The sequence below is a fragment of the Oceaniferula marina genome, from assembly GCF_013391475.1.
In the GTDB taxonomy this organism is placed as follows: Bacteria; Verrucomicrobiota; Verrucomicrobiia; order Verrucomicrobiales; family Akkermansiaceae; genus Oceaniferula; species Oceaniferula marina.
In genome coordinates, this window is the sequence record NZ_JACBAZ010000004.1 from 503493 (window position 1) to 518323 (window position 14831).

At 54.2% G+C, this 14831-nt stretch carries 11 protein-coding genes; 6 read left to right on the plus strand and 5 right to left on the minus strand.

Features of this window, described 5'->3' with window-relative positions; genetic code table 11:
• Nucleotides 1-2 precede the first annotated feature (2 nt).
• The 4 genes from HW115_RS12310 to HW115_RS12325 all read left to right on the plus strand — a co-directional run bounded on the left by HW115_RS12310 (nt 3) and on the right by HW115_RS12325 (nt 5694).
• Nucleotides 3-842, plus strand: coding sequence for a DUF4339 domain-containing protein (locus tag HW115_RS12310; protein ID WP_178933176.1), 840 nt, complete (start codon nt 3-5; stop codon nt 840-842).
• Between the two features lie 104 nt (nt 843-946).
• Nucleotides 947-1807, plus strand: coding sequence for a GYF domain-containing protein (locus tag HW115_RS12315; RefSeq protein WP_178933177.1), 861 nt, complete (start codon nt 947-949; stop codon nt 1805-1807).
• Nucleotides 1808-1977: 170 nt separating this feature from the next.
• The gene (gene leuS / locus HW115_RS12320; RefSeq protein WP_178933378.1) at nt 1978-4593 is read left to right on the plus strand and encodes a leucine--tRNA ligase; all 2616 of its coding nucleotides are present in this window, start codon (nt 1978-1980) and stop codon (nt 4591-4593) included.
• Between the two features lie 36 nt (nt 4594-4629).
• Entirely contained in the window at nt 4630-5694 is a 1065-nt protein-coding gene (locus tag HW115_RS12325; RefSeq protein ID WP_227021467.1) for a peptidylprolyl isomerase, read from the plus strand.
• Here the strand turns inward: HW115_RS12325 and HW115_RS12330 are convergent.
• The 3 genes from HW115_RS12330 to HW115_RS12340 form a co-directional block, all read right to left on the minus strand.
• Nucleotides 5651-7444: a transglutaminase-like domain-containing protein gene (locus tag HW115_RS12330; protein WP_178933179.1), complete on the minus strand. Its 1794-nt coding sequence runs from the start codon at nt 7442-7444 to the stop codon at nt 5651-5653. The two genes, HW115_RS12325 and HW115_RS12330, sit on opposite strands and share 44 nt — an antisense overlap.
• Before the next feature lie 11 nt (nt 7445-7455).
• On the minus strand, nt 7456-8577 hold the full coding sequence (locus HW115_RS12335; RefSeq protein ID WP_227021468.1) for a DUF58 domain-containing protein: 1122 nt from the start codon (nt 8575-8577) through the stop codon (nt 7456-7458).
• A gap of 164 nt (nt 8578-8741) precedes the next feature.
• Nucleotides 8742-9197, minus strand: a complete 456-nt coding sequence (locus HW115_RS12340) for a thioredoxin family protein (RefSeq protein ID WP_227021469.1) — start codon at nt 9195-9197, stop codon at nt 8742-8744.
• 78 nt (nt 9198-9275) lie between these two features.
• Between HW115_RS12340 and rdgB the strand changes: the two genes are divergently transcribed.
• On the plus strand, nt 9276-9863 hold the full coding sequence (rdgB, locus tag HW115_RS12345) for an RdgB/HAM1 family non-canonical purine NTP pyrophosphatase (RefSeq protein ID WP_178933182.1): 588 nt from the start codon (nt 9276-9278) through the stop codon (nt 9861-9863).
• 121 nt (nt 9864-9984) lie between these two features.
• Nucleotides 9985-11262, plus strand: coding sequence for a permease (locus HW115_RS12350; protein ID WP_178933183.1), 1278 nt, complete (start codon nt 9985-9987; stop codon nt 11260-11262).
• A gap of 4 nt (nt 11263-11266) precedes the next feature.
• Here HW115_RS12350 and HW115_RS12355 read toward each other — a convergent pair whose 3' ends face one another.
• The gene (locus HW115_RS12355) at nt 11267-11836 is read right to left on the minus strand and encodes a tetratricopeptide repeat protein (RefSeq protein ID WP_178933184.1); all 570 of its coding nucleotides are present in this window, start codon (nt 11834-11836) and stop codon (nt 11267-11269) included.
• Between the two features lie 401 nt (nt 11837-12237).
• Nucleotides 12238-14724 (minus strand): DUF7133 domain-containing protein, encoded by a 2487-nt coding sequence (locus tag HW115_RS12360; protein WP_227021470.1) that lies wholly within the window; start codon nt 14722-14724, stop codon nt 12238-12240.
• Between the last annotated feature and the right edge of the window lie 107 nt (nt 14725-14831).

Genomic DNA, 14831 nt, shown 5'->3' on the forward strand with positions numbered 1-14831 from the left:
TTATGAGCAATCCTCAAGAATGGTATTTTACCGATGCTGCCGGTCAACAAACCGGGCCAATCACCCCGGAACAACTGCAACAACTGGCCGCCAGCGGCCAGATCACCGCCGAAACCAACGTCTGGACCGAAGGCCTCGCCGAGTGGCTCCCAGCCACCCAGGTCGAAGGCTTGATCCCCGCTGCCCCAATGGCAGCAGCCGTACCGGCCCAAGCTCCCATGCAAGCAGCAGCCCCGGCTCAAGCGCTTGCAAGCAACCCCTATGCCAGCCCAGGCTACGGAGCGCAAGCAGCTCCCCAGGCTGGAGGTGACTACCCCATCCCCGTTGTCGGAAAAGCCAACTTCAAACTCTACGTGAGTCTCCTGCTTGGAGGCATCGCTCTCTTTATTGGCGGGGCTGCTCTCGCAGGCTCAGAGTCCACAGCAGGTCTCGGGGTTGCCCTGTTTTTCATCGGCGGCCTGATGATGATCTGGCCAGCCATTTTGAACTATGTTTTCCTCTACCGCATCTGGGCCTTGATCCAACCCGGAGGGGCCAGCATCTCACCGGGTAAAGCCGTAGGCTTTCTCTTCATTCCCATCTTTGGTGCTATCTGGGCCTTTATCGTCCTCTTCAAGCTGCCAGGTGAATGGAACGAAATCACTTCCCGTTACAGCAACACGCAATCCGCCCCCAAACTCGGGATCGGCACCGTCTTTTGCCTGATTTTCATCCCCGTCATCGGATCCATCCTTTGGGTCGCGGAAATATCCAAAGCCATCAACTTTATGGTGAACGCTCGCATGATGCCCGTGCAGAACACCCAGCCTGCCGCCGGAGGTGGAGGCCTCAGCTTTTACTAATCCCCACTTCTCCACTAGCCCCCAGTGGATGGATTTCCACTGGGGTTTTTCTTTTCATTCCCGCTGAGTGGTCTACATACAGCGCACCACATTCCCCACCTTTCATGTCCGATTCCGACCAATGGCACTACACCGATAAGACCGGCAAACAATCCGGTCCCATCCCTACCCGTGAACTGCTTGCGCTGATTGCAGCCAAGGAGGTGCCCATGAGCGCGATGGCCTGGAAAGATGGCATGCCCCAGTGGAAACCCGTCAGTCAGATCGAGGAGCTACACACTCAGGTCGCCCCCCAGGTAGCGAACACCCCACAGCCTCCGACAAGCGGAGCCGCGGCCCCGACTCCCCAGGCCCCACAGGCTGCAAGCACACTGGGCACAACCGCCTCAAGCGTCTCACCAACACAGGCGTCTCCCCAAACGTCCCCCGAGCCGGCGGCCGTCGACCCCTACGAAACGCCCAACACCCCACACAACCCCTTTCACGACGTCCCTGACCGACCACTCAGCTACGACGAAATCCATGGCTACACCCCGGATTACGGTGGCATTGGAAGGCTTGCCTATTTTCTACTCAACTTCCTCTTTGGTGCAGGCTTTGTATTTGCGTTTATGTCTCTCGGTCTGTTCGGTGCCGTTGCCGGAACCGAAGGAGCCGCGGCCATGTCCTACCTCGGAATCTTCGGACTCTATGGAGCCTATATCCTCATCACCCTCATTCTGGCTGGAAAGCGGCTTAAAAATACCGGCTGCAGTGCATGGCTCGCCCTCCTGAGCTTCATCCCTCTCGCCAATATCTGGGTTAGCATCCGCTGCATTTGTGCCCCTCCCGGGTATTCCGACACCAAAAAACTGGATACCGCCGGCATCATCCTATTTTGCCTCTTTGTCCTCGCACCCATTCTCCTCTTTGTCGTAGCTCTCGCCATGGGGGCCATTGCGGGCCCACCGACTCCTGCCAACTGAGCAAACACCATATCACAAAGGCATTTTCCCGACTCCCCGACTCCCCGACTTCCCCGACTTCCCGACTTCCCGACTTCCCGACTTCCCCGACTTCCCGACTTCCCGACTTCCCCGACTTCCCCGACTTCCCCGACTTCCCCGACTTCCCGACTTCCCGACTCACCACCACCATGTCCGATCAACGCAAAGCATTTCCATTCGACACCTTCGAACCCAAGTGGCAACAACACTGGGCCGAACAAAAGACATTCCGTACCCCGAACCCGGGTGATGAAGACTTCGATGGCTCCAAGCCAAAATACTTCATCCTCGATATGTTCCCCTACCCGTCCGGCGCCGGTCTGCACGTCGGCCACCCGGAGGGCTACACCGCCACCGACATTCTCGGTCGGTATAAAAAAATGAACGACCACAACGTGCTGCACCCGATGGGCTGGGACGCCTTCGGCCTGCCCGCCGAGCAGTATGCGATCAAAACCGGTCAACACCCACGGATCACCACCGAACAAAATGTCGACAACTTCCGCCGGCAGCTTCAGTCACTCGGGTTCGGCTACGATTGGTCACGCGAAGTCAACACCACCGACCCAAACTACGTGCGCTGGACCCAGTGGATTTTCCTCCAGCTCTACAATTCCTATTTCAACGAAGAAACCCAGAAGGCAGCACCCATCACCGAACTGGAAGCCAAAGGATGGACCCGTGAACAAATCGATGACGTCCGACTCGCCTTCATCCACGAAGCACCTGTCAACTGGTCCCCAGACCTCGGCACCGTGCTCGCCAACGAAGAAGTCGAGGAATGGAAATCCAAAGGCCACACCGTCGAACGACGCCCACTGCGACAGTGGATGCTGCGGATTACCAAGTACTCCCAGCGGCTGATCGACGAACTCGAACCGCTCGACTGGCCGGAATCCATCAAACTCCTCCAGAAAAACTGGATCGGCAAATCCACCGGTGCGGAAGTCACTTTTGAGATCGAAGGTAACGAGGTTGAGGTGTTCACCACCCGCCCCGACACCTTGTTTGGAGCGACCTATATGGTGCTCGCTCCCGAGCACCCGCTGGTCCAGAAAATCACCACCGCCGACCAACAGGAAGCTGTAGATGCCTACATCTCAGCATGCGCCTCGAAGTCAGACCTCGAACGCGGAGATTTAAATAAAGATAAATCCGGAATCTTCACCGGGGCCTACGCCATCAACCCGGTGAACAATGAACAAATCCCGGTCTGGATCGCCGACTACGTGATGATGGGATACGGCACCGGCGCCATCATGGCCGTGCCCGCCCACGACACCCGCGACTTCGAGTTTGCCACCAAGTTTGAACTGCCCATCCTTCAGGTCGTTGAGCCTAACGATCATTCAGACTGGCAAGGGTTCACTGGCAACGGCAAGTCCATCAACTCCGGCTTCCTCGACGGCATGAAAACCAAGGATGCCAAAAAAGCGATCATCCAATGGCTGCGCGACAACAACAAGGGAACCTTCAAGGTAAACTTCAAGTTGCGCGACTGGCTCTTCTCCCGCCAACGCTACTGGGGTGAACCCTTCCCCATTCTCTGGGACAAAGAAAGCGGTCAGCACATGCCTGTGCCTGAGTCTGAACTCCCCGTGCTGCAGCCGGAAATGGACGACTTCAAACCGACCGGCTCCCCTGAAGGACCACTGGCAAAAGCGACCGACTGGATCAACTACTCGGAAAGCGCCAAACGCGAAACCAACACCATGCCGCAGTGGGCCGGGTCATGCTGGTACTACATGCGCTACTGCGATCCAAACAACAACGAGCGCTTCATTTCCAAAGAAGCCGAAGCCTACTGGAGTGGAACTGATCACGAATCACCAATTACCAATCACGAATCAAATCCCCATGGAATGGTGGATTTGTATGTCGGCGGCACCGAACACGCCGTGCTCCACCTGCTCTACGCCCGATTCTGGCACAAGGTGCTGCACGACCTCGGCCACGTCTCCACCATCGAGCCGTTCCAGAAGCTGGTCAACCAAGGGTTGATCCTCGGTGAAGACGGACAAAAGATGTCAAAATCTCTCGGCAACGTCGTCAACCCGGACGATGTCGTCCACGAGTATGGTGCCGACGCCCTGCGCCTCTACGAGATGTTTATGGGGCCACTCGAACAAGTCAAACCTTGGCAGATGAGCGGCGTCGAAGGCGTCTACCGCTTCCTCGGCAAAGTCTGGCGCCTCGCCTTCGAACAAAACCAGGAAGGCAACTGGGTGCTGAGCCAAAAACTCAGCGACGACAAACCATCGGCCGACACCGACAAAGCACTGCTCAAGGTGCTGCACGAAACCATCAAGAAGGTCAGCGAGGACATCGAAAAAATGTCCTTCAACACGGCCATCTCCCAAATGATGATCTGCACCAATGCCTTTGGTAAGGCCAAACAATTGCCTGCTGTTCTGCTACGCGATCTTCTGAAGTGCCTCAACCCCTTTGCCCCGCACCTCACCGAGGAAATCCATGCCCAAGTCGGTGAGGCCTTCCCAAGTGCGAAGTGCTCACGTGCACGTATCCTCGCCGACCGCGCCTGGCCAAGCTATAACGAAAAGTATCTCGTCGAAGATGAGGTCGAAATCGTGGTCCAGGTCAACGGCAAGCTGCGGGGTCGTATCACCGTGGCCAAAGATGCAGCCAAAGAGGACATCGAAACCCTCGCCCAAGAGGACGAAAACGTCCAGGCACACACCGAGGGTAAAACCATTCGGAAAATCATCGTCGTCCCAGGGCGCCTGGTCAACATCGTCGCCAATTAGCCTATGTTAAAAATGAACAAATCGTTTGCAGTTAGAATGAGCGTTTGGTCGCTGCTCATTCTCTATCTGCTATGCGATATGTTTCTCTTTAACGGGCCGGTTCGGAAAAAAATCGATGAACTGAATGTCACCGATGAGGAACGCATTCAAATGGCCATCGACAAAGGCATCTGCGCCAAGGTCTACGAACACTACATTTATCTCAGCCAAGTCGACCGCCGAGTTCAGGAAAACCTGTTTCGCACCGGGCGCTCACCTGAAAAGGTCAGGGCCAAGGAGTGGACGCTGCTTCGCTGGGCCGCACTCAATGACCTGATCGATGAACAATTGCTGCGCACTAAAACGAAGGTAAACAACGAACAGGTATCCATCAGCGAGCAGGCTATCGATGCCGAGGTCCAACGCTTTGAAAAACTCTTCCCTGATAAAAAGGCCATGCATGAAGCCATGGCTGCTCAGGGGATCGAAAGCGAAAAGGAGCTCCGGTTCCGGCTTGCCGCTCGACTCGAACAAGAAGCCTACCTCCACAACCGAATCAAAAAATCGCTCACCATCAGCGACGAAGAAAGCAAACAATGGTACGATCAGCATAAACAAACCTTCGAGATGCCCGAACGGCGTCAGCTCCGGCACATCTTTCTTGCAACACTCGATCGGCCGTCCGAAGACGCCGAGGCCACCCTCAAAACCCAGCTCGCAAAGATCCAGGCCAAAGAAGCCGACTTCGCCAGCGCTGCCGCTGAGATCAGCGAAGATGAACGCAGCAAAAACAAGGGCGGCCAGTTGGGCTGGATGAGCAAAAACAGGCTACCCGGGGATTTTGCCAGCGCGACCTTCACCCTCGCTAAAAACCAGCCCACGCTTATCCGAACCAAGCTCGGCTGGCACATCGTCGAGGTCACCGACATCAAAGCTCCCGCCACTGTGCCCTTCGACACCGTGAAGAGTGAAATCAACTCTGCCATCGCTGACACCCGCCGCTCTGAAGCCATCCGCCAGTACCGGCACAACCTTCGCCAACTCAGTCAGGACCATTTTCAGATCTTTGGCCAAGTCGTCAATCAACCAGTTCCTGACGCCACAGGCGAATCGAATGAATGAGTTGTTTCTCGAGCTCCTTATCCTCTGAGCGGTCCGCATACAGTCGCCCATAATGGTAAGCCAGCAGCTCGTTTAAAAAGTCAGGAGCAATCCCCTGCGACTCCATCCATGACACTTGCTGCCGCAATGTCCTGCCGGATGGCATCGGGCACCCGGCCATCCCACAGGCCAACTTAAAGGCCTGTAAATAAGCTGACGGAGGGCGATGCAGAGGTCGACCGTCCACATCCGTTAATGGAAGTCTCCATCTGCGGACAAACAACACGACAACCCAGGAAGCCACAACCAGGAAAACCACAACCAATAGCTTCCAGAGATCAGCGCCGAGAGCCAATTGAACCGACGGATCGTCCACCGCTTTCGTTTGATTCGATTGCTCGGCAATCACTTTTTCGGGGTCGGGGGCCGGTTCGCTTTCCGGTGCCGCATGACTTTCCGGGGTGGCTTCATCATCAGGTGGCGTGGTGTCGAAGATCACCCAGCCGTAACCATCAAGTTTGATCTCGGTCCATGCGTGTGCGTCCTTGGCGCGGAAAACAAACATATTTTGAGAGCGATACAAGCGCCCTCCCGACCAACCATAGGCCACCCGGCTCGGAACTCCGAGAGCACGACACAACATGGCTGCCGCCGTGGCAAAGTGTTCACAATAACCCCGCCGCTCTTCATAAAGAAAATTTTCCAGGGGGTTTAACTCCTGCATATTGGAAACTTCTAACGAATAATCATATCGATCCTGGAGAAAGCGCCGCATTTCAATCAGCTTATCAAACAGCTGGTCGTGATCATTGAAAATATCCGCTGTGTTGTTGAGCTGGGTCGACAATTCAGTAGGCAAATCCAACTCACCTGGCGCAGCCTTCGCTGCTTGCAGTGGCAGACCAATCAAATCGGTAAAATCGATCGGAGTCGAGCGCACTTCATAGTTGTATCCATCCAGTGCGCTCTCGAGTTCAGGCAAACGGTAAATGGAATCCGCCAAGCGGGTCAGGCGTGATAAATCCGTTCCTTGGGCTCCATGTAAGGATATAAATACATTCTGACTCGATGGGTTTGCCGCATGAAACACCCGGTAACGAAATGAGGGCAGATCCTTGGTTCCAGGTAGACCCCGGACAAGAGGAAACCGGATCGGAGACCGAAGCTCCCGGGGAGCCGACCTCGCAGCCGACCAGGAGACACCGTTGAAACGAGAAAACGAAAATGAATGCAGGTAAATCCGTGAATTGAGCAACTCGAGAGCATCCTCTTCGTTCTCCAACTGCAAAAACACTTCGGGTTTATTACTTGGTTTGAGATTACTTCGCTTCGGCAGTTGCCGCTGAAGCTTATTTCTAAACAAGGTCCTACCCGAGATGGCGTCAGATAATTCACCCTCATCCGCGCCTGATCCAGCCGTCTCCTCATCGACACTGGCGATCCCCTCAACCACCTCTTCCATTTCACCCGCAAACCTCAAGCTGGGACCGGCAACGGTAATGGTAAACAAAACAAACAAGGCCTCAGCTAACACAACGGCAACACCTAACGAAAGGTAATCATACCATGTTGCCCGCTTCAGGCTTTGCATGATGGGCACCTTCGCTTCCCGTCGGGCTCCCCACCAAGCCAGCCCCGCTACCAAGGTCGCCACAGCCAGGCACGAGCGCATCAGCAAGCCGGGCCCACCGGGCCAACCTCTGAGCAAGAGATAGGCCCCGATCACAGCCAGCATCATTGGCACATTGCGTATAAAAAAAGAAATAGCCATGGTCTTTGGTCTCACGCGCTTGCGGCCTCCGCATGCAGCGTCTTATGACGGTAGCGGATTTGACGAATATCAATCACCAAGGAGTGGGGATGAGGAACTAACAAATGAGCCCATGAATCGGGAGCCATATCTGAAATCATAACCAGTCCATGGTCTTGGGCAACCGCCTGGAGTGCCCGCTCCAAATCATGCGCTTCGGTCCCCCGACTTCGTTCGACTTTCGCCAATGACATCAATTCCTCGACCATCTTCGCTCTGGAATCTACCATCACAGGTTGCCAATCGTTGAAGTCCGCGGTTAACACCACCGGAATCCCATTCGCTTGCATCAACTGCAGGGCTCCACATAAGAGAGAGATCGAGCGCTCAAAACGATCCTCCCTCAACATTTCACCACCACTGGCATAGGAATGGTAGACCAGGTGGCAGTGGTCAGGGTGAAAACCGGGCGGGTCAAACTCGCGCACGCGAAGGTCATGCCCACGGGCCATCGCCCGGGCGGAGGCCGGCCAGTGGATGCGCCTGGCCGAATCGCCCGGCTGCCATGGTCGTATCCCACGGGGTTCGCCAAATGTCTGCCCAGCGGTCACCCCTCCACGGGGTTGGGCATCAAACATCGACCCATCGCGGTTGAGCTCCACCGGTGTAATCGCTCTCGGCGTGACCGTCACCTCGAATCGCACCACCGTCTCACGCCGGACACGGAATAAGCCCAAAGGAAACGAGGATAGGAAATCAACCGAATGCTGCTCCGCAAATGCACGACGTGGCAGCACATGCCCCTGCTGACGGTAGGAGCATGATCCAGCGGCCGTCCACGGGGCCACCACTGCTAGTTTCGTTTCCCCGGGCAATCGCAATCGGACCTCGACTTGAAAAGCATCCATCACCCTCCGTCCGTTCTGTAACCACAATTCCATATCAAAGCTCTCGCCGGCCGACACGCGTTTCGGAGTGCGAATCCGGCAATCCAGCTTGCTCAGATTGAACCAGGCCATCACCCCGGCTAACAAAAAAAACAATAGGCCACAGGCGCCCAACAGCATCACCCAACCGTCACCCAACACCGCTCCGGCAATCACCATCACAACGACGACCCCCAGAGCGGCGGCTCCTCGTTGTTGAATCCTCATTCCCTTGCAGCTCATGCTCCGCCACACTCTGCCAACAATCGATACAAATGGGAATCCCGTTTTTTACGCACTCCCATGAATTCCCCCACAATAAGGAAAAACGGGCCGCATGGTTTCCCATGCGACCCGCATTCTGTATTGAACAATACAACCCAAATAAATCATTAATCCATATCCTTTTTCTCCAGCGCCTGGTCCAAATGAGCCAGGAACTTGGAAACGTCCGGATACTGCGAAGCGGTAAAGCGATTGAACTCCTTCCCTTCTTCATCAAACAACACAACGGTGGGCACACCCTGGACCTTGTATTTCTTCAAGACCTTCTGATTTTTCTTACTCAGCTCCTTGTCAGCGCGAGGAATGTCGATTTTGACCAAGATGAACTTTTCCGAGGCCTTTGACACGAAGGATTTCTTCGAAAACACCTTTTTATCCATCATGATGCAAGGTGGGCACCAATCGGATCCGGTGAATTCCACCATCACTGGCTTTTTATCCGTCTTGGCCTTGGCCAGGGCGTCATCGACGTTGGTCATCCAATCTTTTCCTCCCGCAACGGCGGAAGCTGAAATTGCGATCATCGCCACGGCTGCTGTCATCCATTGTTTGAATTCTTTCATCGTGATCATAAGCGATGAAACCGGGAGAATTATTCCAAATTTCTCGAAAAAAGATTCGGGGTCTGCTAATTCAAGCGCATGAGACAACTGCTTATTGCTACGGGCAACAGCCATAAAACCGAGGAAATCAGATCGATGCTGGGCGAAGAATGGGAGGTTCGCGACCTGTCCAGTCATCCAGAGCTCCCGACCGTAGAGGAAACCGGCAGCACCTTTCTCGAAAATGCGACCCTCAAAGCCGAAGAAATCAGCGAAGCCGTCCCCGGTTTGGTGCTTTCGGACGATTCCGGTCTTGAAGTGGATGCACTCAATGGAGCACCTGGCGTCTATTCCGCCCGCTACGCCGGCGAAGACGGAAACGATACAGCCAACAATGAAAAGTTGCTGCGCGAACTATCGACGAGCGACCAACGCACTGCCCGCTTCCGCTGTGTGATGGTCCTGGCCGAAGCCGGCCGCACCCTCGCCCATTTTGATGGCAAGGTGGAAGGAAGCATCCTGCGGGAGCGTCAAGGTGATGGGGGCTTTGGTTACGATCCTCTCTTTGTGCCCGACGGCCATAAAAAATCATTTGCAGAACTGGGGAACGAGGTGAAAAATGGCATGAGCCACCGCGCCAGGGCCTTGGAACAGGTCATCCAATGGTTGGCACATGCCAAACTTTGATCAGCCGCCAGCCGATCTATCCCCTGCAAACCAGTAGGGAGGATGGCTTAGTCCTCCAACCATTCCCCCCTCATCCCCCCTCATCCCCCCTCATCCCCCTTACTCTCTCTACCCCCTCATCATGTCATCTTGCTGCTCATCCGGTCCCAACGATCCCGAAAAACCAAGCGCTGCAGCAACCGACACGCCAAAAACAAGCAGGCGCATTCCCGGTATTGAGCTCGGAGCCAAGCCAGCCGGCAAGCCTTCGTTTGACCTCAATGCGGGATTAAACACCTCGAGCGGCAGTGAGAAACAAGATCTGCCCGCTAAGGGCAAAAGCTGCTGCTGTGCTCCAACAAGTGAGGCCAAGTCCAAGCCAGCAAGTGCTTCCTGCTGTGGTGCAAGTGGTAAGCAAACCTTTGATTGGCTGCTCTGGGGATCCTTGACCGTGGTCTTTTTCGCCTACCTTTGTCACCTCTTCTTTTCGGATAGCCTCCCCCACCAAGCCGCTCATTTTTCTGCCGGAGTTTTCGAACTGATGAATAGCATGTGGTGGGGACTGGCACTCGGCATTGTCGCCGTCGGTGTTCTGGGCTGGGTGCCTCGTGAATGGGTTGCCGCCGTGCTCGGCAAACCTGGAACTCCACAAGGCATTATCCGAGCCATGGCTGCCGGTTTGCTCCTGGACCTCTGCAACCACGGCATCCTACTCGTGGCGATGAAACTCTACGAACGAGGCGCCTCACTCGGGCAGACACTCGCCTTCCTGATTGCCAGCCCATGGAACTCCCTGTCTCTGACATTGATCCTCGTCGCCCTCATCGGGCTCAAGTGGACGCTCCTTTTCATTCTGCTCTCCGGCATCATCGCGGTCATCACCGGACTCATTGTCGAGGCGCTGGTCAGGCTTGGAAAACTCCCCAAAAACCCGAATCATGTCGATCTGCCGGATAACTTCCAGCTATGGAAGGAAATCCGAAAAACGGTCCGTATTTCAAAAATGAACCACACTCTGGCCGCCAAAATGCTATCAGCCGGGCTCAGTGGTTCCACCATGATCCTACGCTGGATTTTCTTCGGAACGGTCCTCGCCGCAGCGATCCGTGCCTTTGTCCCCCATGACCTCTTCGCAGACTGGTTTGGCCCGACCTGGGTCGGTGTGCTACTCACGCTGCTAGCAGCGACCATCATCGAAGTCTGCTCGGAAGGGTCCAGCCCGATCGCAGCCGACCTCGTCACCCGGGCTAATGCACCGGGTAACGGTTTCGCTTTTCTGATGGCCGGTGCCGCTACTGACTACACTGAGATCATGGCGCTGCGTGAAACCACGCGCTCCTGGAAGGCCACATTCATTTTACCCATCCTCACCCTGCCACAAGTGGTGGTGGTAGCATGGATTTTGAACGCCTTCGCGTGATGGGTTATTGCTCGGGTTGGACATCCCTTGGCCGGGGACGAATCACGATGGCGTGGGTATCGTATCGCGTTTGCCCATCCACTTGATCGGTAATGTATTTCAGTAATGTTTCAGCTGGAACTTTACTCAATCGCAGGGTCACCGTCTTGCCTTTGAAGAGACTTTTACTGTCCTGAACGATAATATTGGGGCTCTTTTTATCCTTGGAGTTCGTCTTAATATGGGAAGACAAAACCTCCACGGACTCCTGCACGGTGGCTTTTTCCAAATTCACTTCAGGAATAATCACCTGCTTCAACAGCTTCTTGCGTTGATTGGTCTCCAGAGTGCTCATGTTGGATTGAATATACACCAACTGCCTTCTGGCTTGTGGGTGACTGGGGTACAGCTTGAGCACTTCGCGAAAACTCGTTTTTGCCAAATTGTATTTCCCTTCATTCATAGCGACCACTCCTTGCTGGTAATATGCCCTGGCCTTGTCGGCCCGCTCATCAGCAGCATGTGAAGTGGAAACAACCGAGGCACAGACGCCAAGCGTCAATGCCACAACTATACTTGTGGTTCTCTTTTTCATTTTTTGGATCGTGGTTAGGTGTGAACTTATCAGGCATCTAAAAAAGATAAACCGATAAGACTACCTACAAAATATCCATCAGATAAAGAGAGTCAAGAAAGAAGAGCATCTTATACCACTCCGCAAAACAGACGAGACGATTGATCGTTGTTGAGGTATTTGGAAAAGCACTGCGTGATCCATGAGAGTTCCGGATGAATGACTCCTTTGGCTTTGTTTCTCCTTAGTCATGGTGCCCGCACCATTCCTTCGTCGTGCCTTACCAAAGAACTCATTCATCTCGGCTATCGTCCCGTCTGTTTTACTACTTGGTATTATCCTGCAAGGAAGAAATTCCAGTTAAAAACTTTTCAGCCCATCCCTAACCTAAACAAACACATCAAGCCTGAGCCGGGCGTTTACTATTTCATCGAAGCAAGGTATTCGACCAAATCACTGAATTGTTTAAGCGTCAGATCATTGACCAAGCCTGGCCCCATCAACGTAGAGGTTTGCTTTTGAATGCTTTTCACCTCCGAGGCCTTGAGGGTCGTGGCAATCCCAGCGATGTTGTGAACCACCACCTTCTCCGAGGTTTTCTCAACGAGCGTCCCCAGATGTTGCGCTCCATTGTTCATCGTCACGCTCACCCAGGATTCCGCAATCGTAGCATCGGGTTTGAGAATCGACTCGGCTATCTGCTCCCGGTTCATGACCTTTCCAAGGCTCAACAAATCAGGCCCCTTGATTACATCTCCCGCTTTGATGTTATGGCAAGCCACACAACTCAGAGACGACAATACTTTCTGCCCCCGCTTCTTGTTTCCCTTGTGCTTACCCAGAGCGAGCATCACGTCCTCGATCGATGTTCTTCCGACCTCCCCTTTCGATCCTTTTCCGGACTTCTTGGCCACCTCTACTTTTCCAATTCCTTCCAAATTCATACGGTGTCGGTTCGCCACAGCAGTTAAAAACGAATTCTGACCAGCATCCGCGGCAGCCCATTCCTTACGGAACACCTGCTCGATTTTTTCCGATTCACTCCATTGAACCGGCACATAATACGGCCCTCGTGTATCGGGTCGGGTTCCCCACCACCAGGAGCCGTCGTAATCCGCCTCCTTGTGATAAAGGCGCCCGAGAGACGTCAATAAATCACGCCGCAGACCAGCGTCTTTTGTTTGATCTAATTTTTTCAAAAGCCCGCTGACGACCTCGGGTTCGTGCATCCAGCGCAATGCCCACAAAGCACCACCTCGGCTTGTTCCATCCAAGGCTTGCAAACAAGCATCCACGGCTTGAAGTCGAATCAAAGCCTGCACAGCAACGTGGGGAACAAGAACTGCCGCATGAGGCGTTGCGTGAGGGCCTCCTTGGTGACCTTTTTGTTTCGATGGTGGAGCAGGTGCTGGAGGGACGGCCACTGCCAAAAGCTGATGCGCTACCGACGGTTGACCGATGCGACCCAAGGCAACTGCAGACGCCAGCTGAACCCGTGGGTTCTGATCCTTCAGCCCCGCGAAAAAGGGATCAAGAGGCAAGCCGGACACATAAGGCAATCGATCTGCAGCGGCTCTCAGAGCCCACTCACGAAGCTCAGGCGTCTCGGCCAAACCAAGCAGACCAGCTTGCGCATCATCTCCTAACATTTGCGCGTAAGTAAAGAGTGCCGCCACGCGGGATTCCAATGAGCAGGATGCGTCGCCCGCTATTTTCAAAATCTGGGGAGCCAGACTTTTTGAGCGTGCTAACAACTCCTGTTGAACATGCAATCTGACCGTCGCACTTTCAGACTTCAGACCTTTCATCAAGGCCGTGTCGGACAATTTTTCCAAGTGGGGAAAAGCAACATACTTCCAAGCTTTCGGCACCACACGTTGGATGTATCCCTTACGGGCATTACCCTTGTATCCCGCACCTTCCCAGGCCGCGAGGTATAGCCGACCGGAACCATCCACATCCACATCGGTCAGCTGGGAACAGGAAATGAACTTTTCCTGCTGCTGGGTAAAGGAAGCTCCATCTTTTTGGAGACGGTGGATAAACAGTTGGTTGCGGCCCCAGTCCCCCATCATCGGCACATTATTGTATGCCTTTGGCCACCCCGGCTCCTGCAAAAACAAACTCCCGGTTCCCGATCCACCTCCGAGGTCGGCGAGAGCCGGGATGATTTCGTCGGTGAAATGCTTGTATAGGACCGGATAACCATACTGCCCCGACTGGATATGATGAATAAAGCGGACATTCCAGCCACCACCATCATTGGTATTACCACGGGTGTAGATATTCATAAACGGATCAATCGCCACATCATAAATATTCCGCAGGCCATGCGTATACATCTCCATCTCCGTACCATCGGGCCGGACACGTAACACTCCGCCTCCCAGTTGGGTCAGCTTTTTACCATCCGCCCCCTCAGCATCAACAAAACCATAATCGCCCACCGCAATGTAAATCCAACCATCGATCCCCATCCGAATCCCATTGGTGGTATGGTCCGCACCGCGTGATTGGTTATGCTTCAAAGTAGATACATTTTTAATCAATCGCTTACCCGGGCCATCAGCGACACCATCCTGATCAAGGTCCTCAAACACACTTAAATGCATTCCACTGACCACCCCGGTCGACTCAGGAATCTCGGTGTGCAGCACAAAAAGCCGGCGCCCAACGGCCATCAAACCCCTTGGATTCCCAAGCTCAACAAAAACCGACGATGTGTCTGCCTGACCATCACCATTGGTATCCACCAGCTTCACCACCCTGCCTTTGCCTGCACCTTTCCCCAATGACCCATTCATATCCACCCCAACGTAAACGTCTCCATTCGGGGCCGCACTTAAACAGGACGGGCTGGGAGTCAAACGGTGGTCAGCAAAACGAGTCGATTGAAACCCTTCCGGCATGGCCGAAAGTATTCCGGGAAGAACCGATCCAAAAACGACTGAACATAGAAGGGAAAAACGCAAAGAAGACATAAAACACTGAGGGTTGAGGCACAATACAATACATT